We start from the raw sequence: 24,423 nt of genomic DNA, 5'->3' as shown, positions 1-24,423 counted from the left end.
CCAAATTATTGAGAGGAAGTCATGAAAAACAAGATTTCAACCGCACTTCTCGGCACGGCGCTTTCGCTGGCCATGGCGGGCGTCGTCATGGCCCAGGACAAGACTGTCAAGATCGGCGCACTCAGCGATCAGTCCGGTCTCTACGCCGATCTCGGCGGCCCGGGCTCGACCCTGGCTGCGCAGATGGCGGCGGAGGATTCCGGTCTGATGGCCAAGGGCTGGAAGATCGACATCATCTCCGGCGATCACCAGAACAAGCCGGATATCGGCTCCAACATCGCGCGGCAGTGGTTCGACGTCGACAAGGTCGACACCATCGTCGACGTGCCGAATTCCGGCGTGGCACTGGCGGTGAACAACATCGTCAAGGAGAAGAACGGCGTCTACATCAATTCAGGCGCCGCGACGTCGGATCTCACCAATGCGCAGTGTTCGCCGAACACCGTGCACTGGACCTACGACACCTACATGCTCGCGCATTCGACCGGGCAGGCGATGGTCAAGGCCGGCGGTGACAGCTGGTTCTTCCTCACCGCCGACTACGCCTTCGGTGCCGCACTGGAGCGCGATACCTCGGAAGTCGTCAAATCCTCGGGCGGCAAGGTGGTCGGCGGCGTCAAGCATCCGCTCAACACCGCGGACTTCTCCTCCTTCCTGCTGCAGGCGCAGTCGTCGAAGGCCAAGGTCATCGGTCTGGCCAATGCCGGCGGCGACACCACCAACTCGATCAAGCAGGCGGCTGAATTCGGCATCGCCAAGGGCGGTCAGAAGCTCGCGGCGTTGCTGCTGTTCATCACCGACGTCAAGGCGATCGGTCTTGAAACCGCACAGGGCCTCAGCTTCACCGAGACTTTCTACTGGGACCTGAACGACAAGACCCGCGACTTCTCCAAGAAGTTCGCAGCGCGCATGAAGAACGGCGCTCCGCCGTCGATGGTGCAGGCGGGCGTGTATGCCGGCTTGATCCACTACTTCAAGGCGCTGGAAGCGCTCGGCAGCAATCCGCATGATGGCGCGAAGATCGTTGCCAAGATGAAGGAATTGCCGACCGACGATCCGCTGTTCGGGCAGGGCAAGATCGAAGCCAATGGCCGCAAGATTCACCCGGGCTATCTGTTCGAGGTGAAGAAGCCGTCGGAATCGAAGGCGCCGTGGGATTTCTACAAGCTTGCCGGTACAGTGCCAGCCGATCAGGCCTTTACACCGATCGAGAAGAGCACTTGTGCGCTGCTGAAGAAATAAGATCGTTGGCCCGGCGGCGTCACTCTGCCGGGCCAAGACTTTCCTGCGATAAAAGTTGAGAACAACATGTCGATCAATCTACAGGCCCTGTCTGCGCAATTGCTGGTCGGACTCATCAACGGCTCGTTCTATGCGCTGTTAAGTCTCGGTCTCGCCGTGATCTTCGGCATGCTGAACATCATCAATTTCGCCCATGGCGCCGTCTATATGATGGGCGCGTTTGCGGCATACTTCCTGCTCAATCTGGCTGGCATCGGCTACTGGCCGGCGCTGATCCTGGCGCCGCTGGCGGTCGGCCTGTTCGGCATGGTGATGGAACGCACCATGCTGAAATGGATCGCCAATCTCGACCATCTCTATGGCCTGCTGCTGACATTCGGTCTGGCGCTGATCATCCAGGGCGTGTTCCAGAATTATTTCGGCTCGTCGGGTCTGCCTTACGCGATCCCGGATGCGCTCAAGGGCGGTATGAATCTCGGCTTCATGTTCCTGCCGATCTATCGCGGCTGGGTCGTTATCTTCTCGCTGGTGGTGTGTATCGCGACCTGGTTCCTGATCGAGCGTACGCGGCTCGGCGCTTACCTGCGCGCTGCCACCGAAAACCCCACGCTGGTCCGCGCCTTCGGCATCAATGTGCCGCTGATGATCACGCTGACCTACGGGCTCGGCGTCGGTCTGGCGGCACTCGCGGGCGTGCTGTCGGCGCCGATCAACCAGGTTCGCCCGCTGATGGGTGCGGACCTGATCATTGTCGTGTTCGCGGTCGTCGTGATCGGCGGCATGGGCTCGATCATGGGCTCCATCATCACCGGTTTCGCCCTCGGCATCATCGAGGGTCTGACCAAGTATTTTTACCCCGAGGCCTCCAACACTGTCGTCTTCGTGCTGATGGTGCTGGTGCTCCTTGTGAAACCTTCCGGACTGACGGGACGGGCTGCCTGATATGACAACGATCACTGAAAACGCCATTCCGTCACCCCGCCGCACCGTCAAAGACGAGATGGTCGCCTTTGCGATCATGACCGCACTGTTGCTGGTCGTGCCGCTCACTGGCGTCTATCCGTTCTTCGTGATGCAGGCGCTCTGCTTCGCGCTACTCGCCTGTGCGTTCAACCTCCTGATCGGCTATGGCGGTCTGCTGTCCTTCGGCCACGCGATGTTCCTCGGCACCGCAGGCTACTGCACGGCGCATGCGCTGAAGGTCTGGGGCCTGACGCCCGAGTTGGGCATTGTCGTTGGTGTCGTCGCCGCCGCTGCGCTCAGCGTCGTCACCGGCCTGATCGCCATTCGTCGTCAGGGCATCTACTTCGCCATGATCACGCTGGCGCTGTCGCAGCTCCTGTACTTCGTTTATCTGCAGACGCCGTTCACTCATGGTGAAGACGGTATCCAGGGCATTCCGCAGGGCACGCTGTTCGGCCTGTTCAATCTCTCGAAGCCGATCACCCTGTATTACGTGGTCCTGGCCGGCTTCACGCTGGGCTTCCTGATCATCTACCGCGCCATCAACTCGCCATTCGGCGAGGTGCTCAAGGCGATCCGTGAGAACGAGCCGCGTGCGGTGTCGCTGGGCTACAAGACCGATCAATACAAGCTGCTGGCCTATATCCTGTCCGGCACGCTGGCCGGTTTCGCCGGCGCGCTGAAGGTGTTTGTGGCGCAGAACGCTTCGCTCACCGACGTGCACTGGAGCATGTCCGGCGAAATCGTGCTGATCACGCTGGTCGGCGGCCTCGGCACGCTGTTCGGGCCGGTGGTGGGCGCCTTCGTGATCATTGCCATGCAGCAATATCTAGCCGGCTTCGGCCAGTGGGTGACGGTGATCCAGGGCGTGATCTTTGTGGTCTGCGTGCTGACCTTCCGCCGCGGCGTCATCGGTGAAATCGCGCATTACTTCAAGCGGTCGCTCTAAATCCAGGCACTGCCTCAGGAAAAGCAGGCTGTCATAAAGCGGTGGATGATCGGGCCTAAAAGGTGCGCGATTGCCCGTCTTGGCCGGAAATGCTTTATGACATCCGTGTGACACAGGGCCGCCCGGCGGCGGCCCCGCGGGACCATGTCCGCCATCTGGCGGTCCGGTCGCTGCGTTTTCCTGACAGTTGGATGAGATGATGCTGCGTTGGTTCCGGTCCTTTCTGCCCCGGGAGGAAAGGTTTTTCGACCTGTTCGCCCGCCATTCAGTGACCGTGGTCGAGGGCTCCAAGGCGCTTGCGGGGATGCTGGAAGGCGGCGACGAGACGCCAGTCTACTGTCAGCGCGTCAACCAGTTCGAGAACGACGCCGACGCCATCACCCGCGAGGTGCTGACCGCCGTTCGCCGCACTTTCATCACGCCGTTCGATCGCGTCGACATCAAGAACCTCATCACGGCGATGGATGATTCCATCGACCAGATGCAGCAGACGGCGAAAGCGGTGATGCTGTTCGAGGTACGCCAGTTCGAGCCGCCGATGCGCGAAATCGGCACGCTGCTGGTGGAGTGTGCCAACCTTGTCGGTCGCGCCGTGCCGCTGATGAGCGCCATCGGCGACAATGTCGGCCTGCTCACCGCGATCACCGAGGAGGTCGGCAAGCTCGAAGGCCGCGTCGACGATCTGCACGACATCGGGCTCAAGGAGCTTTTTCTCAAGCATCGTGACGCCAACACCATGGATTTCGTGGTCGGCGCCGAGATCTACAAGCACCTTGAAAAGGTGGCCGACCGCTTCGACGACGTCGCGAACGAGATCAACAGCATCGTCATCGAACAAGTATAAGGCAGGGCCATCAGGTGGACGCCACGCTCGCCTTTCCGGTGCTGATCGGCCTCATCGCCATCGCATTGCTGTTCGACTTTCTCAACGGTTTGCATGACGCTGCCAATTCGATCGCGACGATCGTCTCGACGCGCGTGCTGCGGCCGCAATATGCGGTGCTGTGGGCGGCGTTCTTCAACTTCATCGCCTTCCTGGTGTTCGGTCTGCATGTCGCCAACACCATCGGCACCGGGATCATCGAGCCCAGCGTCATCGATCCCGCGGTGATCTTCGCCGCGCTGATGGGCGCCATCGTCTGGAACGTGATCACCTGGGGCCTCGGCATTCCCTCGAGCTCGTCGCATGCGCTGATCGGTGGTTTGCTCGGGGCAGGTGTCGCCAAGGCAGGTCTCTCTGCGGCCTTGTGGACCGGACTGTCCAAGGCGCTGCTGGCGATCGTGCTGTCGCCGCTGGTGGGCTTCCTGCTGGCGCTGGTGCTGGTGGCTATCGTGTCGTGGGCCTCAGTGCGCTCGACGCCCTTCGCCGTGGACCGCGCCTTCCGCATTCTGCAATTCGTCTCGGCATCGTTGTATTCGCTCGGCCATGGCGGCAACGACGCGCAGAAGACCATGGGCATCATCGCTGTGCTGCTGTACTCGCAGGGCCATCTCGGCACCGAGTTTTCCGTGCCGTTCTGGGTCGTGCTGTCATGTCAGGCGGCGATGGCGCTGGGCACGCTGATGGGCGGCTGGCGCATCGTCCGCACCATGGGCCTGCGCATCACCAAGCTCACGCCGATGCAGGGGTTCTGCGCCGAGACCGGCGGTGCGGCGACGCTATTCGCGGCGACGTTCCTCGGCGTTCCCGTCTCGACCACGCATACCATCACCGGCGCGATCGTCGGCGTCGGTGCGGCGCGGCGTGTGTCGGCGGTGCGCTGGAACGTGGCAAGTTCGATCGTCTATGCCTGGGTGATCACGATCCCGGCCGCGGCAATCGTCGCCGCCGCGACCTGGTGGATCGTGAAGCTGCTGCATCTGAGCTTTATCTGACGCAGGTCACGACACCAGCTTCAGCCCGGCGATGCCCGCCACGATCAGCCCGATACAGGTGATCCGCGCGACGGTGGCCGGGTCGTCGAACAGGTACATGCCCAGCGCTGCGGTGCCGACGGCGCCGATGCCGGTCCATACCGCATAGGCGGTTCCCATCGGTAGTTCCTTGAGGGCGAGGGCGAGCATGCCAACTGATGCGGTCATGCTGATGAGGGTGAGGACGGAGGGGACGAGGCGGGTGAAGCCTTCGGTATATTTGAGCCCGACGGCCCAGCCGACTTCAAGCAAACCCGCGATTAACAGCAACAACCAAGCCATGGAACGGCCTCCTGGTGAAATTACAGGGCCGTCCCTGCAAGCAAAGGTCTCCCTTTGCCGGATGATGATGATTTGGAGGTCGTCCTCGCAGGGGTTATATGGAGGCGACGCAGCCGGATCGCAACGCGGCCGATGGTCGCCACTTCGGCCAGTTTCCCGCCCAAAATCCCTTGATTGCGCCCGTTTTCCCTGCCACAGGCACGTTTATGTCCGATATCGCCCTTTCCGCCGACTCAGCCGCGCGTTCCCCGCTTGCCGCCGAGGTCGCCCGCCGCCGCACTTTCGCGATCATCTCGCATCCTGACGCCGGCAAGACCACGCTGACCGAAAAGCTGCTGCTGTTCGGCGGCGCCATCAATCTGGCCGGGCAGGTCAAGGCCAAGGGCGAGCGCCGCAACACGCGTTCTGACTGGATGAAGATCGAGCGCGACCGCGGCATCTCCGTCGTCACCTCGGTGATGACCTTCGAATTCCAGGGCCACGTCTTCAACCTGCTCGACACGCCGGGCCATGAAGACTTCTCGGAAGACACCTATCGCACGCTCACCGCGGTCGACTCGGCTGTCATGGTGATCGACGCCGCCAAGGGTATCGAGGCGCGCACGCTGAAGCTGATTGAGGTCTGTCGCCTCCGCGACATCCCGATCATCACCTTCGTCAACAAGATGGACCGCGAGAGCCGCGACGTGTTCGATCTGCTGGACGAGATCGAGAAGACGCTGGCGCTCGACACCACGCCGATCAACTGGCCGGTTGGCCGCGGCCGCGATTTCATGGGCACTTATGACATCGAGACTGGCGGCATCCGCCTGTTAGAGGGCGGCGGCGCCAAGACGGGTGCCGCCGAGAAGATCAAGATTGCCGATCTGGCCGGTCGCAATCCGAATCTCGATGCCAGCGAGGTCGCCGACGAACTCGAACTGGTGAAGGAAGCCTCCAAGCCGTTCGACCTGCAGTCGTTCCGCGAAGGCCATATGACGCCGGTCTATTTCGGCAGCGCGTTGCGCAATTTCGGCGTTGGCGATCTCTTGGAAGGCCTCGGCCGTTTCGCGCCGTCGCCGCGCGCGCAGGAGAGCAACCTGCGCAAGGTCGAGGCTGACGAGCCCCGGATGTCGGCCTTCGTGTTCAAGATCCAGGCCAACATGGACCCCAACCACCGCGACCGTATCGCCTTTGCGCGGCTGTGCTCAGGCAAGCTGACAAGGGGCATGAAGGCCAAGCTGGTGCGCACCGGCAAGAACATGTCGTTGTCGTCGCCGCAATTCTTCTTCGCGCAGGACCGCGCTATTGCGGACGAAGCCTATGCCGGCGACGTGGTCGGTATTCCCAATCACGGCACGCTGCGGATCGGCGACACGCTGACCGATGGCGAGGACATCACCTTCATCGGCGTGCCGTCCTTCGCGCCTGAAATCGTGAGACGTGTGCGTCTCGGCGATGCGATGAAGGCGAAGAAGCTGAAGGAAGCCTTGCAGCAGATGTCGGAAGAGGGCGTCGTCCAGGTGTTCCGCCCGCGCGACGGCGCGCCAGCTTTGGTCGGCGTCGTCGGCCCGCTGCAGCTCGACGTGCTGAAAGCACGGCTCGACGCTGAATATCAGTTGCCGGTGAGTTTCGAAGTCTCAGAATTCTCGCTGGCGCGCTGGATCTCGTCCGAGGACAAGAAGAAGCTCGAGGCCTTCATGTCCAACAACAATTCCGGCGTCGCCGACGACGTCGACGGCGATCCGGTGTTCCTGGCGAAGAACGACTTTTATCTGAACTATACGAAGGAACGCGCCGAGGGGATCGTGTTCTCGGATATCAAGGACGTGAAGAAGCAGGGGTGAGGGACGACGCGTTGGACCTCGGCCTTTCGTAGGCCGACGCAGCTGCCTCCCGACAGAGTCAGGACGATCCGCCGGGTCGCTCCGGCGGATCTAGACCTGCTAGCGGTACGCGATACATGAACCGCTTGAGAAAACCGTATCGCTGAACTCTTAAAGAAAGATTCCTGCGCGCTAGGCGTGTCAGAAAATCTTGTGGGATGAAGCAACGCAATCGGTCGCTGCCCCCAATATAGTTGTCGCGGACTGGATACGAAATTCGTACGACCTTGAGGCACAGCCTCAGGTGCCGGATTCCACAATCCTTTTGATGTTCCCTAATCCCAACTCCGCTTCCTCACCGATCCGCGCAATCATCTCCGGCGTTGGCGCCTTCGGCCGCGCGGGGTTGCGCACGGTGCGCGTGAACTTCGTCCCGCCATCGACGACGTCGCAGACATATTGCACGACGATGGGGCCGGTGACGCTCATATGCGTCAGTCCGATCCAGAGCCGCGGGCGTTCGCAGGCGATCACCAGCCAGTCCAGCGCGACCGGGCCCGACCGCGTCGACCAGTGTTCATGAAACGTGTCGCCGAAGCGCATCGGTCGGTCCTCGCAGTCGATGTCGTGCGAGGAGGGCAGCCATTGCGGCCATGATTTTGGGTTGGTGACGTAATCGAACACGGCCTCGGGCGCAGCCGCGATCACGATGGAGTGGCTGCGCTCGAACGGATGCGTCGGTGTCTTGGGTGTGGTCATGGCTGGCAGTTCCTCCGCGGTCTGTTCGCGCAGTTGTGAACGGTCTGGTTCTTGATGAGTGCGCAACGGCGCTGCGTATTGTGTGGAGGCTTTGTCGGGGAAGATGGGTACGCGGGTCAAGCCCGTGTATGACGTATGAGTTGGGCGGTAGACTCTCCCCACGTCTTGGCTGTGCAAAGCGCGAAGCGCGGCTTCGCGAGATGACCCGGCCATCCATCTTCCCTTGTGAGCCGGGCGGCTGACGATGTATTCGCGGCCTTTGACGTCGGGCGTGACGAACCCGGTTCCCGTCAATCGACTCGCATTTGAGGCATTTCCGATCAAATTTGATAGTGTTCTCTGACTACGAGGTACCGGTGCCCAAGCCGTGCGTCACGACGACCTGGGCCTATTGGAAAGTTTGAGCGAGATGAATGGGGTCATCGTCAGAACTACGCTCCAACTGATCACGCCCGGAATATTGTTTGTCTTCGGAGCTGCCTTCGTCTGCGCGTGGCTCGTCGAGAAGAAGCGGAACTACCTGCTTTTGCTGGCCGGCGCGTGCGTTCTGTTTGCCCTCGGCGCGACGTCGCAGATCTTGGGCTTGCCGCCCGGCGCGGGGCCCAATGCCATCGTGTCGGGCGCGCTCTACACGTCGGCGGTTATCGCCGCCGTGGAGGGCATCCTGGTGCGTTCGGGGAAGGGGCTCGGTCCGGTCATCGATATGGCGATCCTTGCCGGCTTCGTTCTTCTGCTTGCCTATTTCTTTTATATCGATCGCAGTCTCATCGCCCGGGTCTACATCCAGAATTTCGGCTACGGCCTCCTGATGCTGATCGCAGCGGGGCGGCTCACCGCATTGGCGCGCGGGCCCTATGTCGATCGGGTCCTGTTCTGGGTGCTGTTGCTGTTTGGTTTGCATTTTTTTCCGCGAACCCTGCTCACGGTCGGATTTTCCGCGCCGGTCGACAGAACCGCGTTCAGCAATTCAACGTTCTGGCAGGCACTCCAGCTTTCGCTCGCCGTGCTCGGCGCCGGCCTGGCGCTGGCCATCCTCGCCGCGGCGGTGTCCGACATGATCCACGATCTTCGTCGCGAACGCGATCTCGATCTGTTGACCGGCATCCTGAACCGGCGCGGCTTTCAAGAACGGGTATCCGCCCATCTGCGCAAACACGGACCGAGCCGTGCTGCGCTCGCCTTGTGCGACATCGACAACTTCAAGAGCATCAACGACACCCTCGGCCATGACGTCGGGGACGATATCCTTGGGGAGGTGGGGCGCATGCTGCGCAACGCGTCGCGCAAACGCGACATCGTCGGGCGGCTGGGCGGCGAGGAATTTGCGGTGTTCCTTCCGGATACGGACGAACAGGAAGCGGTTGATTATGCCGAACGGTTGAGGATCGCGATCGAGCAGAACAGCTTTGCCGTCCCGGGTGGAGCGAGGCAGGTCACTGCGAGCTTCGGCGTAGGGACGTTGCAGCCGGGAGATAGCTGGCCGAGCCTGTACAAGCGGGTCGATGGGCGACTTTACGAAGCGAAGCGGACCGGCCGCAACCGCACAATTTCCCGCACGCTAAGCGCCTCTGCCGACGCGCCAGTCGCTGGATCCGGATACGCGCTTCCGCAGCTGCAGAGCCAGGACGGCGCCCGGCTCTGACGTCGAATTCGGTTTCGCAAAGATGGGTGCGCGAGTCATCCAGCTTTGCGTCAGACGATTCAGTTGCAACGTATTCCATGTGCAGCGCGATGGCGTCACTATGTCGGTAACGGCTCGCCGGTCTGCTCACGCACCAGGTAATCGGCATACCAGTCCGGCCAGTTCTCGTCATGCTGGCCGCCAGTGCGCTTCTCGTGCTCGCCATGGGCGATCGCCGCCCGCCGCAATGCGGCTGCGAGGTCAGCAGAAGAGTTAAACGTCGTGGCACTGCTATCTACACGCCCGGGCAATCGCGCGGTGATCTCCTGAAACAGCCAGCCGTTGCCGTCCGGGTCGCTGAATGATGCGAAGGAGCGATAGCTGGCGCGCGCGGGATCGAGGCCGTTCACCCGAAGCCGTCCGAACAAATAGGGCTCGTCCGGTCCGACATTGACATCTCCGGCGTGGAAGGCGTCGCTCACCTTGACACCGCGGCCGAGCAGGTCCGCACGGGCCGCGTCGATGTCGGAGACGATCAGATACAGACCCTGCGCCGAGCCCGGCGTCGCGGCGGTGACGTTCTTGCCGAAGATGACCGAGCAATCCGAACCCGGCGGCGTGAACTGGATCACGCGATAGTCGTCGCCGACCACGAAGTCGGCGTCGAGCCTCCAGCCGAGATTTGCGTAAAAACTCTTGGCCGTGTCGACATTCGACACGGGAATGACGACGATTTCGAGCTTCATGGTGACGGAAGTATCACGATGCACCTGGGGACTGCTCATGTCGGTCTCCTGAGGTCGGGGTGTGATGATGACGACGTGTGGTGCCGGGCTGTGCGCAGGCGCAACAATGTCTGCAATCGGTCGTTCGGCCGGCGTTCCGTTTGTTGGTCTGCTCGTGCAGTTGTGACCCATCCCGATCTTGATGACGCCACACGCCCATATCATTTCAGGTGAGGGCGCATTTGCAAGGGTGTCCGAATGACACGGAACCTCACGTTACTGTTGATCGTCAGCGTACTGGTGGCATTCGCTGGCCAGGCGGAGGCGCGGCGGCTGCGCGCGGGCGATGCAGTACCTTTCTCGCACAGGCCGTGCAGCGTGCTTGATGGCGAGCCGTGCACGCCGTCCACCTGCAGCGTGTTCGATCACGGGCCGTGCATTCCCGAGATCGATTATCCGATCGGGCAAAACCTGCAGGTCACCGTGCTAAGCGTGCCGCCGGGTGATCAGCAGGCTCTCTACCGCCGGCCTGATCATGATCTCGATACGATTGGCGACCTGTTCGCCACCTTGCGGTCGTGCTGGTCGCCGCCCGCGACGGACGATGCGCGTGCAGGCATGCAGATGTCGGTGATGTTTTCGTTCAACACGGCCGGCACGCCCATCGCGCCGCCGCGCGTAACATTCGCGAGCAAGGACGCGCCGCAGGACACACGCGACACCTATCTCAAGGCCATCAACGCCTCGCTCGACGGCTGCCTGCCGCTGAAACTCACCAAGGGTCTCGGTGGTGCGGTCGCCGGGCGGCCGATCATGATCCGCTATGTCGATAACCGGGAGTTGGAGAAGCAGTCCGGGAAGTAAGCTGCTTCCTAACCTCGCCCCGCATTTGCGGGGAGAGGTCGGAGTCGGCGCGTAGCGACGGCTCCGGGTGAGGGGCCTTGAATGGCGGGGGGAGGACGCGGAATCTCGGGTCTGCAGTATCGAGATCCGAGGGTGCTTCTTCGTGGCTGGCTTTGTGCCATGCCCCTCACCCGAAACACGCGCTGCGCACGCGTTTCGACCTCTCCCCGCGCAGAGCGGGGAGAGGTTAAGAGAGTGAACCGCTGCGCCACCCGCCGCGACGAAGGGGAAATCACCCCGGAGGCGGCGATGTTTGGACGCAGGTTCGTGTTGATTGCGACGATTGTTGGCGCTGTCGGTGCGCTCACCGGCGGCAGCGCTTTGTTGTTCTGGCCCGAGCCCGACAACTGGACCGAGGAAGCCAAGGCCTGCGTCGGCGACAAGTATGTCGGGTTCTGGCAGGACAACGGCAAGTATTCGTTCAAGATGGATTTCGAGAACAATTGCGCCCGCAAGATTGCCTGCGGCATCGACGTCACGGTAACTAACGCCAAGGGCTCGGTGAAGGACCACGGCACGGTGATCATCCCCGCACGCGGCCAGACGCCGAGCGAGGCGAGCTACAGCATTCCGACTTCGTCGTCGTCCGGCATGGCGCAAACTGCGCGAAACTGCCGGTTCGTGTGACGGTGCTTCTTACCTCGCCCCGCATTTGCGGGGAGAGGTCGCGCGCATCTCAGCGCGCGGGTGAGGGGCCTTGTACGGTGTTAAGGCAAGCGTGGACTCGCGGGTCGGTCAGCGGAACCTGAGGGAGCGTGTTTGTGGCAGGCCTCGTGCCATGCCCCTCACCCGCCGCGAAGACGCGGCGACCTCTCCCCGTAAAGAACGGGGAGAGGTTAGACCTCAATCGATCCTGATCTTCGCCGCCTTGATCACCTCGGCCCACAGCGCTTTCTCATCGGCCATGCGCTTGCGGAGCTGATCGGGCGTGGTCGGCGAGGGCGTGATGAGCTGCAGCTTCAGCTTCTCGATCACGGCAGGCTCGGCGAGCGTCTGCGTCACTTCGGCATTGATCGTCGCCACCACATCCTTCGAGAGCCCGCCCGGGCCGACCAGCGCATTCCAGGCGTCGGACTGCACGTCGATGCCGCTCTCGGTGAGCGTCGGCACGTCCGGCAGGAACGGCGAGCGCTTCGCGGTGGTGACTGCGAGGATCTTCACGGCTCCGGTGGCGAGTTGTGGCGTCACGCCGATGGCGGGCAGGCACGCGACCTGCACGTCGCCGCGGATCAGCGCGGTGGTTGCAGCGGGCGAGGACGGGTAGGGGATGTGCACCATGTTGGCGCCGGCCTTCTGCGCGATTGCTTCCATGCAAAGCTGCGACAGCGTGCCGACGCCGATCGAGCCGTAGCCGAGGCCTTTCGGATCGGCTTTGGCCTTGGCGAGGAATTCCGCGACGGTGTTGACGCCGAGGCTGGTCGGCACCGCGAGCACGCTCGGGAGCTGGGTCAGCAAAGTGATCGGCGCGATGTCGGTGTCGGGATTGTAGGGCAGCTTGGCAAACAGCAGCGTGTTGATGGCGAGCGGGCCGCCGAGCGAGATGCCGATGGTCGAACCATCCGGCGTGGATTTGGCGATGGCGTCGGTGCCGATATTGCCGGAGGCGCCGGGCTTATTCTCCACGACGAAATTGGTGCCGGGATGCCGCGTCTGCAGACTGTCGGCGAGCACGCGGCCGACGATGTCCGGGCTCGCGCCGGCGCCGAACGGCACGATAATGCGCACAAGCTTGGGTGGCCAGGCGGGTGTCTGCGCGTGCGCTGCGAAGGGCAGCGTCGCGAACAACAGCGCTGCGAGCGCAAGGTGAAGGCGGGTAGGTGTCGTGTCGTTTCGCAGCATTGCGTGCGTCCCCTGAAAAGTGATACCCGGAAACCCTCTGACCGGCGCCAAAGGCGGCTAAAATCCGCTGGCCGGGCGGGACCATAGTGGGAATTTCAGGGCGGGCAACCCATCCGGCACGCAACCGCCCGGGCGAGAGGACTGAACATCATGGGACTGATCGTGATGATCCTCGGCCTCGTGCTGTTTCTCGGCATTCACCTGTTCATCATCAGGCGTGAGGCGCGCGCGCAGTTGATCGCCCGTCTGGGCGAGAGCGTCTACAAGCTCGGCTTCGCACTGATCTCCGCTATCGGCCTCGCGCTGATCATCTGGGGCTTCGCGCAATATCGCGCGACCGGTTGGATCAATGTCTGGACGCCGCCGTTGGCGATGAAGCACATCACCGTCGCCCTGATGCTGCCGGCAGTGATCATGGTCACTGCGTCCTATATCCGCGGCCGCATCTACACCACGCTGAAACATCCGATGCTTGCCGGCATCAAATTGTGGGCCGCCGCGCATCTGCTCGCCAATGGCGATCTCGGCTCGATCATCCTGTTCGGATCATTCCTGGCCTGGGCGGTGATCGATCGCATCTCGATGAAACATCGCGCTGATGCCGGCAGTCCGCCGATCCCGGTGGGCGGTCCGATGAATGATGCGATTGCGGTCGCGGTCGGCGTCGTCGCCTATATCGCTTTGGGTTTCGCCTTCCATCCGGTGGTGATCGGCGTTCCCGTGTTCGGAGCTTAAGTTCATGTCAGTTCAGTCGGCCATCAGGCGCAAGACCGCACCGGATATTCTCGCGCGCAAGAACGGCGAGCCGATCGTGATGCTCACCTCGTATCATGCGCATACGGCCTCATTGGTCGATCGCTATTGCGACGTGATCCTCGTCGGCGACTCGCTCGGCAATGTGATGCACGGCTTCGAGACCACAATCCCCGTGACGCTGGAGATGATGATCCTGCAGGGACACGCGGTGATGCGCGGCTCCAAGCAGTCGCTGGTCGTCGTCGACATGCCGTTCGGCTCCTATGAAGCCTCGAAAGAGCAGGCGTTTCATTCTGCCGCGCGCATCCTGAAAGAGACCCATTGCGGCGCCGTGAAGCTGGAAGGCGGCGCGCGCATGGCCGAGACCATCGCGTTCCTCACTGAGCGCAGCATCCCCGTGATGGCGCATATCGGCCTGACGCCGCAGTCGATCGCAGCGCTCGGTTCGTTCCGCTCGCAGGGCAAGGAAGAGGCCGAAGCGATTGCGCGCGGTGAGAACGTACCGGGTCCGATCCAGAACGATGCGATTGCTGTCGCGCAGGCCGGCGCGTTCTCTGTCGTCATCGAAGCAGTGGCTGAACCGCTCGCGCGAAAGATCACCGAGACGATTCCGATCCCGACGATCGGTATCGGCGCGAGTCCGGCTTGCGACGGTCAGGTATTGGTGCTCGAAGACATGCTCGGCTTGTCGGCGCGGGTGCCTAAATTCGTCAAGCGTTATGGCAATCTCGGACCGATGATCGAGGCCGCCATCGAGGGCTACGCCACCGACGTGCGCTCGCGCGCGTTTCCGGGGCCGGAACATGTCTATGGCGGCAAGCCGAAGGGCTGACGCAGGTTTGACGCAAGACGGTCGCGGGATTTTCGCAGGAATTTTGCGGCCCGGCCGGGGTTGAAAGAGCAGGGGCAATGCGAAGGATGTTGATGATGAAGGCCTTGAAGTTCCTGAGCTTTGTCGCCGTTTTGGCGCCGCTTCCCGCGGTTTCGCACGCGGAGCCAGCCAAAAAGGAGCGGAAGCCCCATTATCGCGTCGAGGAGCCGCGCCCGGTCGTAGGCCCGCTCAACGATACCCGCGGCAATGCGGCGCTGGGCGGCAACAATGCCAACTCGGCCTTCGGCGACAACAGCGCCGGATCCAATGCCAATGGCCGCACCAGCGGCGGTGCCGGTGGCATGAACTGACGGGCCTAAAAGGCATCGGTTCGAAATTAAGCATTTCGGGATAACGCTTTGATCGCGCTGGCTTTGCCTTGCCAGCGCCATAACGCTAGGGTATCGCCGCCGCCATGCCGGAGCGTATATGCCCGGCGCCGCTCGGGGTGAGCGCGGCCCATCGGGGACAGGATACCTTTAAGTGTCTGAATTATTTAATGAAGTCGACGAAGACCTGCGTCGCGAGCAGCTCAAGAAGATCTGGGAGAAGTATTCGCTCCTGATCATCGCAGTCGCGATTCTGATCGTGGTCGGCGTCGGCGGCTGGCGCGGCTACAGCTATCTCGAGGCCAAGAAGGCCGCTGTGGCCGGTGCGGCGTTCGACCGTGCGGTCGAGCTTGCCGAGCAGAACAAGCATGCCGAGGCGGAAGCCGCCTTCACCAAGCTCGCTGCCGAGGCGCCGTCCGGCTATCGCACGCTGGCCCGTTTGCGCGCCGCTGCTGAGGCTGCTTCGCGCGACCCACAGGCCGCCGTGAAGCTCTATGACGACATTATCGCTGACCGGACCGTTCCCGCGCCGGAGCAAGATTTGGCGCGCATCCGCGCCGGCAGCCTGTTGCTTGAGACCACCCCATATGAGGCGATGCAGACCCGTCTGGAGCCGGCGACGACCAATACCAGCACCTATCGTCATTCAGCGCGCGAGCTGCTGGCGCTGTCGGCATGGAAGGCCAACAACGCCGTGGCGACGCGGCAATGGCTGGACATGATGTCCAACGACGCGGAGACGCCGGCGAGCCTGCGCACCCGCGCCGAAGCGTTGCAGGCGCTGCTGCCGCCCGCCGCGAAAAGCTGAGCAAGACAAGAGCCGAATTAAAGCTGACCTGAAGCCGATCGTTCAGATCACGAGTTGAGTGAGAAGTCGTCCATGCGCCCGATGCAACGCCTCGTTTCCGCCGCCGTCCTGATCGCGCTGTCCAGCGCGCTCGCAGGCTGCGGCAGCATGACCGGCTGGGACCCGTCCGACATGCTCGACTTCCTGGACACCAAGAAGAAGCTGCCCGGCGACCGCAAGCCGGTATTCCCCGACGGCGTCCCCGGTCTTGAGCAGGGCGTGCCGCGCGATCTTTACAAGGAGAATGTTGAGCGCCAGCGCGCGCAGGAGGCTGCGCCCGTCGCGGCCGCCCCACTGCAGCCGCCGCCGGGCGCGCCGGAGCCGAAGGGCCGCAAGGCGAAGAGCCGTGGCTCTGTTCAGGTCGGCACCGTCCGTCAGGACAGCGCAGCTCCCGCCGATCCGGATGCCGCGCCGACAGAGGAAGGCAGCACGGCTGCCGCACCGCCTCCGCCGCAAGGCAAGAAGGTCGCCCGCCGCCGCAGCACCACCGCGCCGCCGCCGGACGAGCCGGCAGCAGCCGCGCCGGCCCAGCAGGCCACCACACCATTCCCGGCACCAGTGCCGTCGGGTAGTTTCTCGCGCTGAGTTCGCGCGCCCTCTCATTGACAGGCTGTCCGTAAAGGGCGCACGGATCACCTATGTCCTATACCATTGCCATCATCGGCCGACCCAATGTCGGCAAGTCCACGCTGTTCAACCGTCTGGTCGGGCAGAAGCTTGCGCTGGTCGATGACACCCCCGGTGTCACCCGCGACCGCCGCGAGGGCGAGGGCAAGCTTGGCGATCTCGAATTCACTTTGGTGGACACCGCCGGTCTCGATGAAGGCCCGAAGGGCTCGCTGACCGCACGCATGCAGGAACAGACCGAGACGGCGATTGCGCTGGCCGATGCGCTGTTCTTCGTCATCGATGCGCGCATGGGCCTGACGCCGAACGACCGCGCCTTTGCGGATTTCGCGCGCCGCGCCAACAAGCCGGTGCTGTTGCTCGCCAACAAGAGCGAGGGCAAGCACGGCGAAGTCGGCGCGATGGAATCCTATGCGCTGGGCCTCGGTGATCCCATCCAGGTCTCCGCCGAACACGGCGAAGGCCTCGGCGAGCTCTATGACGCGCTGCGCGTGCTGATGCCGGAGCCGGTCGAAGAGCCGGAAGAATTCGACGACGACGACGTCATCATTCCCGAAGAAGAGATCGAGACGCGGCCGATCCGCGTCGCTATCGTCGGCCGCCCCAATGCCGGCAAGTCGACGACCATCAACTATCTGCTCGGCGAAGAGCGCCTGCTGACCTCGCCGGAAGCCGGCACCACACGCGACAGCATTTCGGTCGAGCTCAACTACAAGGGCCGCGACTTCCGCATCTTCGATACCGCCGGCCTGCGTCGCCGTTCGCGTATCGAGGAGAAGCTGGAGAAGCTCTCCGTTGCCGATACACTGCGAGCCGTGCGCTTCGCTGAAGTTGTCGTGCTGATGATGGACTCGCAGAACAAGTTCGAGGAGCAGGATCTGCGCATCGCCGATCTGGTCGAGCGTGAGGGACGCGCGCTGGTGCTTGCGGTCAACAAATGGGATCTGGTCGAGAAGCAGGGCGGCCAGATTGGCGCGCTGCGCACCGATGCCGATCACTTGTTGCCGCAGATCAGGGGGGTGCCGGTCGTAGCGATCTCCGGCCTGATGGGAGAGGGTGTAGAACGGCTGATGAAGGCGATACAGGATGCCTACGCGGTCTGGAATCGCCGCATTCCCACCGCCGGCCTCAATCGCTGGTTCGAGGACGCAATCGACAAAAATCCGCCGCCGTCGGTATCGGGTCGCCGACTGAAACTGAACTACGTCACCCAGAACAAGGCACGGCCGCCAAGCTTCGTGGTGTTCTGCTCGCGCGCCGATGCGGTGCCGACGAGCTATCTGCGCTATCTGACCAATACGCTGCGCGAGGCGTTCGACCTGCCGGGCACGCCAATCCGCATCACGCTGCGTGAAAAGGCTAATCCCTTCGCGCATAAGCGCAAGCGGCCGAATTGATCAGCCAGCAAAAAAAACGCCGGATCGCGGTGCACGCGATCCGGCGTTTTTATTTTGTGCCCTATCGCTCGCCGGTGAGCCCGAACGGATTGGCGTGCCTCTGCGTCGGCGGACGCTGTGATTTGCGCCACGGCAGGATCATCGACACCCGATCGCGGTAGCGGCGATAGTCATCGCCGAACAGCTCGACCAGATCGCGCTCTTCCAGAAAGATCCCGACGAAGATGTAGGCGGTGGTGACGGCCGCAAACAACAAATGTCCGACCGTCATGAGCGGCGTCGCCCAGAAGGCGATGACGAAGCCGAGATAGATCGGGTGGCGCACAAGCTTGTAGTAGAGCGGCGTGCGAAACACCGGCGCAGACGGTTTCTGGTCAGACAGATTCTGCACCACCTGCTGCACGCCGAACAACTCGAAATGGTTGATCAGGAACGTGCTGGTGAAGACGAGGACCCATCCGAACAGGGAAAGCCCTGTCATGGCCATGGCCAGTTGTGGATTGTCGATCTGCCAGACGATCGCCGGCATCGGGCGCCACTGCCAGAATAGTAGCAACAAGCTCAGGCTCGCGAACAGCACATAGGTGCTGCGCTCGACCGAAGCCGGGACATATTGCGTCCACCACTGCTTGAACGACTTCCGCGCCATGACGCTGTGCTGGATTGCAAACAGCGACATAAGAGCGAGATTGACGAGCACAGCTTCCAGCCACGGAACCTGCGTTCCGGCGTTGATGTCTTTTGGTACCATCATTCCGTCGACGAAACCGATGGCGTAAAGGATCGTGATGAAGAAGATCGCGTAGGACGCGAGCCCGTAGATGAGTGCAATGAAGCGGGTCATGGAACTATCCTTTGCTGGTTGTCTTGTCGATTTGAAACAAGCGTTTCCTTAGCCGGCCCGTCCGGGAGGACCCGCGCGCGCTTCGGGTTGCCTGCTGCGCGGCTGGCTGGGGAGAGAGATGCCTCGGCCACGCGCTCGCCCGACGGCATGATCGGCGATAGATGAATGAGATTCGGCCGCAACTGACAGCGCGCGGGCTGATCACGGCGGATTTGTGCCGCATTGTGATCGGGCAGGCTGCCAGAGCAGGCACTCAGGGCGCCGACGGCGACGAGCACACCAGCCGTCAGGATTTGCATGCGGAAGCTCACCATTTGTCGGATCTCATGCATGATGGTTCCCCGGTGAAGCGTATCGGTCTGCGCGCGATGGTTGTCGAAAACGATCGAGTCATCTGGCGGAAGATGAAACGGGTCCGGTTGGGCCAGCGACACTTGAATCGACTCGCGTGCGGTATCGCTGTCTTGCAGACCGCGCTGCGCATGCTTGCGGCTGAAGAAGCGGTGCGGGTCGGTTCGAAGCGGACTCTCGAGGAACTCGGCCACCGCGGTGCGTGATAATCCTGCCTTGGATAGCGATCTGTCGTCGATGCGGATCAGCCGCGCAATGGCGCGCCGCATCAACATTGCTGCAATCAAGCGGAAGCTACGATCGGCGGCCTTGGACAGCCGTTTCTTGATCATCATCGTCTCCATCGGATACAATGCGACGCCACATGCCGCGCATGGTTGGGGCAGCGGACGATGGTCGGAGGTTCAGGACCTCGCATGATCGAGACACCGCCATCATTTGCAGCGACGCCGGATATTGATCGCGGTGGGGATTTGCTCGCAGATATGCTGCGGTCGATCCGGCTCAGCGGATCGGTATTTCTGAACGCCAGCCTGACCGAGCCATTCGGCCTCATCAGTCCGAAACATTTCGACGAGCGCACTCCGATGGCGCATTTGCGCCATGTCAGCATTTTTCATTTGATCGCGGCTGGCGAATGCACCGTCGAACTCGCCAGTGGCGAGCGAGGCACCATTGCCGCGGGCGACATTCTGCTGATGCCGTTCGCCGACACGCACAGGTTCTATAGCGATGACGGCGCGGAGTTGTGTTCCGCGATGGAACTGGTGCGTGCCGGTCCACTATCCGGCATGTGGACGATCGAGCATGGCGGCGGAGGGCGGGAGACCCGCATGGTCTGCGGCTTCATCGAATCGTCGGAGCTACTGCATTCTCCGGTCTTTCGGACCTTGCCGCCGATGCTGATCGATCGCGCCGGTGACGACAAGGTGAGTGCGGTTCTCGCCACGACGGTGCGCGAAATTCTCTCACTGACCGAAGATGCGACGCCCGGCAGTGAGATCATGCTCGGCCGGCTGATGGAGCTGCTGTTCGTCGAGGTGCTGCGTCGCTACGCTGCGGGATTGCCGCCAAGCGCCCATGGCTGGTTCGCGGCGCTGAATGATCCCGTGCTCGGGCGTGCGATGTGGCATGTCCACGGAAATCCCGGTCACCGCTGGACGGTTGACGATCTGGCCCGCGAATGTGGCACGTCGCGCACGGTGCTCGCCGAGCGCTTCAACGAGGTGTTGGGCCAGGCTCCGATCGAATATGTGACCAGCTGGCGAATGCAATTGGCAGCGGAGCGCATGCGAACGGGCGCCGACAGCCTTGCCGTCATCGCCAGCGATGTCGGCTACGATTCCGAGGCGGCCTTCAATCGCGCGTTCAAGCGCGTGACCGGAATAGCGCCGGGTCGCTGGCGCGACGGTGCGAAGTCGGCGAAGCCGTATCCGAGCCCCATGCGCAGAGGCTGACCTCGACTTGAACCGGCTATTCCTCGCGAAATGATCGTGCGATCTGGTCACCGATCGGCTTGATCAGAAAAGACAGGACTGTGCGCTCGCCGGTCTGAATGAAGGCTTCCGCAGGCATTCCGGGAACGAGGGCGAGTTTGCCGAGGCGCGCCAGTTGCTGCGGCGGGATGGTGATCCGCACGATGTAATGGGAAAGCCCGGACTTCTGATCCAGCGTCAGGTCGGCGGCGATGCGGCTGACGCTGCCGTTCAGTTCGGGAGTGGTGCGCTGGTTGAAGGCCGACATGCGCAGCACGGCCGGCTGTCCGAGCCGTATCTGGTCGATGTCCTGCGGGTTGATTTGTACTTCGAGCGCCAGCCTGTCGCTGTCGGGCACGATCAGCATGACGGTATCGGCCGGCGAAATCACGCCGCCAACGGTGTGCACCGCGAGCTCGTGGACCAGTCCGCTTTGCGGAGCGATAATATCGATCCGCTTGAGCTGATCTTCTGCAGTCACCTTCCGTTCGACATATTCCGCCGTCTGGCCCTCGATGTCGCGCAGGCTGCTGGCGACTTCGCTGCGGAGGTCCTGGTCGACCTGAAGCATCTGCAACTGTGTTTCGGAAATCTTGCCGCCGGATTGCGCCTGGGCTTCAACGAGCCGGCCGCGTTCGCCGTCGAGGTTTGCCGCTTCGCGTTCCAGCGCCATCATCCGCTGAATGGGCACCAGCCCTTTCTCCCAGAGTTCGCGCACGCCAGTCAGTTCGCGTTGGATCAGGCCGATGCCGCGAATTTTCGCTTCCTCCTGAGCCACGAGGCCGCGCACTTCCTTGCCGTATTGAAGGGCGCGTTCGCGAAGCTGCGCCTTCTGGCCTAGGCGGGCCTCGCGGCGCAGTTCAAACAGTCTGCTTTCGCCTGCCATGAGCTGCGCTATCTCCGGATCGGCGGCGCGCGATCTGATTTCGTCGGGAAAGGCGATGACGCCAGCCTCGTCGCGCTCGGCGCGGAGTCGCGCCCGTCGCACCGCGAATTCATCGAGCCGCTTGGTGACGATGGCGAGATTGGCGCGCGTTTGCGTCGCGTCGAGGCGCATCACCATGTCGCCTGCGGTGACGCGTTGTCCTTCGCGGACCAGAATTTCGCCGACCACGCCGCCGGTCGGGTGCTGGACTTTCTTGACGTTGGTATCCACGACGAAGTGCCCTGCGGCGACGACCGCACCGGCCAGATTGGTCGCGGCGGCCCATCCGCCGATGCCGCCCACCAGCACAACACCCGCCAGCGTGGCGATTCCGAGATGGCGCAGGATCGAGTGGGAGACCGCCGAGACATTGCTATCGGGCATCGCGATCTTCCATATCGTCGTGAGGATGTGTGCTCATTCCCGACTTGTCGGCGGGATTTGCGATCACCCGCAGCGGCGCCAGAGACCGCGCGGTGGCCGCATGGCCGGTCGTCGTGCCACTGCCGTGTGCTGCGGGGGCGGGAGTCTTCAGCGTTTTGCTGAGGACGTCCGCGCGCGGACCGAATGCCTTGGCGCGACCGCCTTCCATCACCAGGACGAGGTCGACGGCGCCGATCGCACTCGGACGATGTGCGATGACAATGGCAATGCCCTTGCGCTCGCGGATGGCGGCGATGGCGCGGATGACCGCCGCTTCGCCCTCGACGTCGAGATTGGCATTGGGCTCGTCGAGCACGACCAGGAACGGATCGCCATACAGCGCGCGTGCCAGCCCGACGCGCTGGCGCTGGCCGGCGGACAGGGCGGAGCCGGCTTCGCCGATCCGCGTCTGGTAGCCATTTTCCAGGCGCAGAATGAGATCGTGCACGCCGGCAGCTTTAGCCGCGGCGACGATGGTCTCCGAGTCCGGGTCGTCTTCGAAGCGGGAGATATTCTCGGCAATGGTGCCATCGAACAGTTCGACGCCCTGCGGCAGATAGCCGATATCGCGACCGAGCATCTCGCGGTCCCACTGGTCAAAGCTGGCGCCATCGATGCGTACCTTGCCGCTGGCCGGTCGCCACGCGCCGACCAGCGCGCGTGCCAATGTGGACTTGCCGCTGCCACTATGACCGATGATGCCAAGAGCACTTCCGGCGGAGACGGTAAAGCTCAGCCCCGTGACCGTCGGCCGTTTCTCTCCGGGCGGCGCGATGGTCATCGCCTCGACGCGCAGATCGATATGGGCGCGTGGCAGTGCCATCGTCTTCGGGGCTTCTGGCATGCGCGTCAGCAATTCATCGAGCCGTGCCCAGCTCTGCCGGGCCATCAGGAACGGCTTCCATGTCGAGATGGCCAGATCCACGGGCGCAAGCGCGCGGCCCATCATGATCGAACTCGCCACCATCACGCCGGCGCTGGCTTCCTGCCTGATCACGAGATAGGCGCCCACACCGAGCATGGTCGACTGCAGCAGCGCACGCAGCGCGCGGGCCACACCACCGAGGCCTCCTGCCACGTCGCCAGCCCGCCGATTGGCCGCCAGATAATCCGCATTGGTGCGATGCCAGCGCGCGGCCATCCGGCCGCCGAGGCCCATCGCGCGCACCACTTCGGCATTGCGACGGCTGGCCTCCATCACCGCATTACGAAACATGCCGTGTTGCACGGTCTCGCGGGCTGGTCCCCTGGAGCGGGCATTGGTGAGAAGGGTGAGGGAGACGAGGACGATCGCCCCCGCGAGTGCCGTAATGCCTATCCAGAAGTGAAACACGAAACAGATGGCGAGGTAGAACGGCATCCACGGCAGGTCGAAGAAGGCGGTGGGACCGGGGCCGGACAGGAAGCCGCGCACATTGTCGAGGTCGCGCAACGGCTGCAGGCCATCGCCCGGCAAGGGCATTTCAAGCGGCAGGCTGACAACGGCATCATGCACGCGGCCGGAGAGCTGGTGATCGAAGCGCTCGCCGATGCGCAGCAGAATGCGCGATCGAATGATGTCGAAAAGGGACTGAAAGGCGTAGAGCACTGTCGCCAATACGCCAAGGCCGATCAGTGTTGAAACGCTGCGGCTGGCCAGCACGCGGTCATAGACCTGCAGCATGAACAGCGGCGCGGTCAGCGCGAGCACGTTTACGATGCCGCTGATCACGGCGATCCCCGCGACGGCGGGCTTGAGTGGCGAGATGGCCGCCGCAGCCAATGGCTGCGACGGAATGCGCTGTGAAGCTTTCACCACGACAGCTCTGCTCAGACGGTGAAGTGGCCGTCCAGGATCAGACCAAGCATGTCTGTCCCGACATAGCCGTCGAGCTGGATCGAGTTGGCACCATCAGTGATGGTGAGCACGTTGCTATTGTCCCACCAGTTGCTGTGGTTGAAGAACAGGTCGACATAGTTCGAGATGTTGGTCACGCCCTGCAGGTCGAGGGTGTCGAAATCGCCCGCGGCCGCGTGAAAATCCAGCACGACGTCATTGGCCCATCCGTCGGCGAAAACGAGCGTATCGTTGCCAAGACCGCCAGTGAAACTGTCATTGCCACCGAAGCTCAGCATGACATCGTCGCCGGCGGTTCCGGTCTGGATGGTGCCTTGTTCGGCAAAATAGCCGTAGAGGCCGTTCAGGCTGCCATTCTGCGACAGATCGGCGATCGCGGCATCGAAGGCCGGCGTCAGCGTTGCGCCGCTGAATCCAATCGACAGACCGGGGTCCTGGACCCACAGGTCGGTCGATGAGACATAGGCCAGATTGCTGCCGAGTGTCAGGTTGGTGACCGTGCCATCGATGACGCCCGGCGTATAGGAGAAGTCATCGCCGTTCACGATGACCGACGATTTGTCATTGTCGACGCCGCCGACGATGCGTGTGCCTGCATACCATTGGTCGGTGGTGTTCTTCACGGCGTTGAAATTTCCGGTGCCGCGATATTCGAAATTGTCGATCCAGTTATCCAGGTAAGCGGGCAGGTTGCTGCTTGCTTCGCTGTAGGTGATGGTCAGTGCCATTGTCGTTCCTC

25 protein-coding genes are annotated in these 24,423 nt (G+C 62.7%); 16 read left to right on the top strand and 9 right to left on the bottom strand.

Going from position 1 to position 24,423, the window contains the following annotated elements; genetic code table 11:
• Window positions 1-21: 21 nt before the first annotated feature.
• The 5 genes from AB8B20_RS06570 (at window position 22) to AB8B20_RS06550 (ending at window position 5,029) form a co-directional block, all read left to right on the top strand.
• A complete protein-coding gene (locus AB8B20_RS06570) occupies window positions 22-1,242 on the top strand; it encodes an ABC transporter substrate-binding protein (protein WP_089263898.1) in 1,221 nt (406 codons plus the stop codon).
• Between the two features lie 66 nt (window positions 1,243-1,308).
• A complete protein-coding gene (locus AB8B20_RS06565; RefSeq protein ID WP_089263899.1) occupies window positions 1,309-2,184 on the top strand; it encodes a branched-chain amino acid ABC transporter permease in 876 nt (291 codons plus the stop codon).
• 1 nt (window position 2,185) lies between these two features.
• Window positions 2,186-3,154: a branched-chain amino acid ABC transporter permease gene (locus tag AB8B20_RS06560; RefSeq protein WP_439072054.1), complete on the top strand. Its 969-nt coding sequence runs from the start codon at window positions 2,186-2,188 to the stop codon at window positions 3,152-3,154.
• Between the two features lie 199 nt (window positions 3,155-3,353).
• The gene (locus tag AB8B20_RS06555) at window positions 3,354-3,998 is read left to right on the top strand and encodes a DUF47 domain-containing protein (RefSeq protein WP_089264630.1); all 645 of its coding nucleotides are present in this window, start codon (window positions 3,354-3,356) and stop codon (window positions 3,996-3,998) included.
• A 14-nt stretch (window positions 3,999-4,012) separates the two neighbouring features.
• Window positions 4,013-5,029 carry an inorganic phosphate transporter gene (locus AB8B20_RS06550; protein WP_089263901.1) on the top strand — a complete coding sequence of 339 codons (1,017 nt, stop codon included), beginning with the start codon at window positions 4,013-4,015 and terminating at the stop codon, window positions 5,027-5,029.
• Between the two features lie 6 nt (window positions 5,030-5,035).
• Here the strand turns inward: AB8B20_RS06550 and sugE are convergent, their stop codons facing one another.
• On the bottom strand, window positions 5,036-5,350 hold the full coding sequence (gene sugE, locus AB8B20_RS06545; protein WP_439072053.1) for a quaternary ammonium compound efflux SMR transporter SugE: 315 nt from the start codon (window positions 5,348-5,350) through the stop codon (window positions 5,036-5,038).
• A 206-nt stretch (window positions 5,351-5,556) separates the two neighbouring features.
• Between sugE and AB8B20_RS06540 the strand changes: the two genes are divergently transcribed.
• On the top strand, window positions 5,557-7,176 hold the full coding sequence (locus AB8B20_RS06540) for a peptide chain release factor 3 (RefSeq protein ID WP_439072052.1): 1,620 nt from the start codon (window positions 5,557-5,559) through the stop codon (window positions 7,174-7,176).
• 279 nt (window positions 7,177-7,455) lie between these two features.
• On the opposite strand, the gene AB8B20_RS06535 is transcribed toward AB8B20_RS06540, so the two are convergent.
• Complete coding sequence (locus AB8B20_RS06535) at window positions 7,456-7,914, bottom strand: SRPBCC family protein (RefSeq protein WP_439072051.1); 459 nt, start codon at window positions 7,912-7,914, stop codon at window positions 7,456-7,458.
• A 367-nt stretch (window positions 7,915-8,281) separates the two neighbouring features.
• Between AB8B20_RS06535 and AB8B20_RS06530 the strand changes: the two genes are divergently transcribed.
• A complete protein-coding gene (locus AB8B20_RS06530) occupies window positions 8,282-9,556 on the top strand; it encodes a GGDEF domain-containing protein (protein WP_439072050.1) in 1,275 nt (424 codons plus the stop codon).
• Between the two features lie 98 nt (window positions 9,557-9,654).
• On the opposite strand, the gene AB8B20_RS06525 is transcribed toward AB8B20_RS06530, so the two are convergent.
• Window positions 9,655-10,320: a VOC family protein gene (locus AB8B20_RS06525; protein ID WP_184517504.1), complete on the bottom strand. Its 666-nt coding sequence runs from the start codon at window positions 10,318-10,320 to the stop codon at window positions 9,655-9,657.
• A gap of 198 nt (window positions 10,321-10,518) precedes the next feature.
• Between AB8B20_RS06525 and AB8B20_RS06520 the strand changes: the two genes are divergently transcribed.
• Window positions 10,519-11,124, top strand: a complete 606-nt coding sequence (locus AB8B20_RS06520) for a hypothetical protein (RefSeq protein WP_439072049.1) — start codon at window positions 10,519-10,521, stop codon at window positions 11,122-11,124.
• A 288-nt stretch (window positions 11,125-11,412) separates the two neighbouring features.
• A complete protein-coding gene (locus AB8B20_RS06515) occupies window positions 11,413-11,790 on the top strand; it encodes a hypothetical protein (RefSeq protein WP_315842518.1) in 378 nt (125 codons plus the stop codon).
• Between the two features lie 216 nt (window positions 11,791-12,006).
• Here AB8B20_RS06515 and AB8B20_RS06510 read toward each other — a convergent pair whose 3' ends face one another.
• Entirely contained in the window at window positions 12,007-13,002 is a 996-nt protein-coding gene (locus AB8B20_RS06510) for a Bug family tripartite tricarboxylate transporter substrate binding protein (protein WP_439072048.1), read from the bottom strand.
• A gap of 150 nt (window positions 13,003-13,152) precedes the next feature.
• Between AB8B20_RS06510 and AB8B20_RS06505 the strand changes: the two genes are divergently transcribed.
• From AB8B20_RS06505 to der, 6 genes are all read left to right on the top strand, one after another.
• Window positions 13,153-13,737 carry an NnrU family protein gene (locus AB8B20_RS06505; protein WP_439072047.1) on the top strand — a complete coding sequence of 195 codons (585 nt, stop codon included), beginning with the start codon at window positions 13,153-13,155 and terminating at the stop codon, window positions 13,735-13,737.
• A gap of 4 nt (window positions 13,738-13,741) precedes the next feature.
• On the top strand, window positions 13,742-14,590 hold the full coding sequence (gene panB, locus AB8B20_RS06500) for a 3-methyl-2-oxobutanoate hydroxymethyltransferase (protein WP_184517493.1): 849 nt from the start codon (window positions 13,742-13,744) through the stop codon (window positions 14,588-14,590).
• A 95-nt stretch (window positions 14,591-14,685) separates the two neighbouring features.
• Window positions 14,686-14,940 (top strand): hypothetical protein, encoded by a 255-nt coding sequence (locus AB8B20_RS06495; protein ID WP_439072046.1) that lies wholly within the window; start codon window positions 14,686-14,688, stop codon window positions 14,938-14,940.
• 172 nt (window positions 14,941-15,112) lie between these two features.
• Complete coding sequence (locus AB8B20_RS06490; RefSeq protein ID WP_068731023.1) at window positions 15,113-15,766, top strand: tetratricopeptide repeat protein; 654 nt, start codon at window positions 15,113-15,115, stop codon at window positions 15,764-15,766.
• A 72-nt stretch (window positions 15,767-15,838) separates the two neighbouring features.
• Window positions 15,839-16,390, top strand: a complete 552-nt coding sequence (locus AB8B20_RS06485; protein WP_439072045.1) for a hypothetical protein — start codon at window positions 15,839-15,841, stop codon at window positions 16,388-16,390.
• Window positions 16,391-16,443: 53 nt separating this feature from the next.
• The gene (gene der, locus AB8B20_RS06480; RefSeq protein ID WP_089263911.1) at window positions 16,444-17,829 is read left to right on the top strand and encodes a ribosome biogenesis GTPase Der; all 1,386 of its coding nucleotides are present in this window, start codon (window positions 16,444-16,446) and stop codon (window positions 17,827-17,829) included.
• Window positions 17,830-17,890: 61 nt separating this feature from the next.
• On the opposite strand, the gene mddA is transcribed toward der, so the two are convergent.
• Window positions 17,891-18,673 carry a methanethiol S-methyltransferase gene (gene mddA / locus AB8B20_RS06475; RefSeq protein ID WP_439072044.1) on the bottom strand — a complete coding sequence of 261 codons (783 nt, stop codon included), beginning with the start codon at window positions 18,671-18,673 and terminating at the stop codon, window positions 17,891-17,893.
• Window positions 18,670-19,356, bottom strand: a complete 687-nt coding sequence (locus tag AB8B20_RS06470; protein ID WP_439072043.1) for a hypothetical protein — start codon at window positions 19,354-19,356, stop codon at window positions 18,670-18,672. Before AB8B20_RS06470 ends, mddA begins: the two co-directional genes overlap by 4 nt.
• A gap of 84 nt (window positions 19,357-19,440) precedes the next feature.
• On the opposite strand from AB8B20_RS06470, the gene AB8B20_RS06465 reads away from it, so the two are divergent.
• Entirely contained in the window at window positions 19,441-20,481 is a 1,041-nt protein-coding gene (locus tag AB8B20_RS06465; RefSeq protein ID WP_439072042.1) for an AraC family transcriptional regulator, read from the top strand.
• Between the two features lie 16 nt (window positions 20,482-20,497).
• Here AB8B20_RS06465 and AB8B20_RS06460 read toward each other — a convergent pair whose 3' ends face one another.
• From AB8B20_RS06460 to AB8B20_RS06450, 3 genes are read right to left on the bottom strand one after another with little or no spacing between them, the layout of a single operon-like run.
• On the bottom strand, window positions 20,498-21,808 hold the full coding sequence (locus AB8B20_RS06460; RefSeq protein ID WP_439072041.1) for an HlyD family type I secretion periplasmic adaptor subunit: 1,311 nt from the start codon (window positions 21,806-21,808) through the stop codon (window positions 20,498-20,500).
• A complete protein-coding gene (locus AB8B20_RS06455) occupies window positions 21,798-23,645 on the bottom strand; it encodes a type I secretion system permease/ATPase (RefSeq protein ID WP_439072040.1) in 1,848 nt (615 codons plus the stop codon). The genes AB8B20_RS06460 and AB8B20_RS06455 overlap by 11 nt, the downstream gene beginning before the upstream one ends.
• Before the next feature lie 11 nt (window positions 23,646-23,656).
• Window positions 23,657-24,412 carry a hypothetical protein gene (locus tag AB8B20_RS06450; protein WP_439072039.1) on the bottom strand — a complete coding sequence of 252 codons (756 nt, stop codon included), beginning with the start codon at window positions 24,410-24,412 and terminating at the stop codon, window positions 23,657-23,659.
• Window positions 24,413-24,423: the final 11 nt, after the last annotated feature.

It is taken from the genome of Tardiphaga sp. 866_E4_N1_4 (genome assembly GCF_052076075.1).
Lineage (GTDB): Bacteria > Pseudomonadota > Alphaproteobacteria > Rhizobiales > Xanthobacteraceae > Tardiphaga > Tardiphaga robiniae.
Note: the sequence above shows the minus strand (reverse complement) of the source record. Positions and strands in the feature narration are given on the sequence as shown.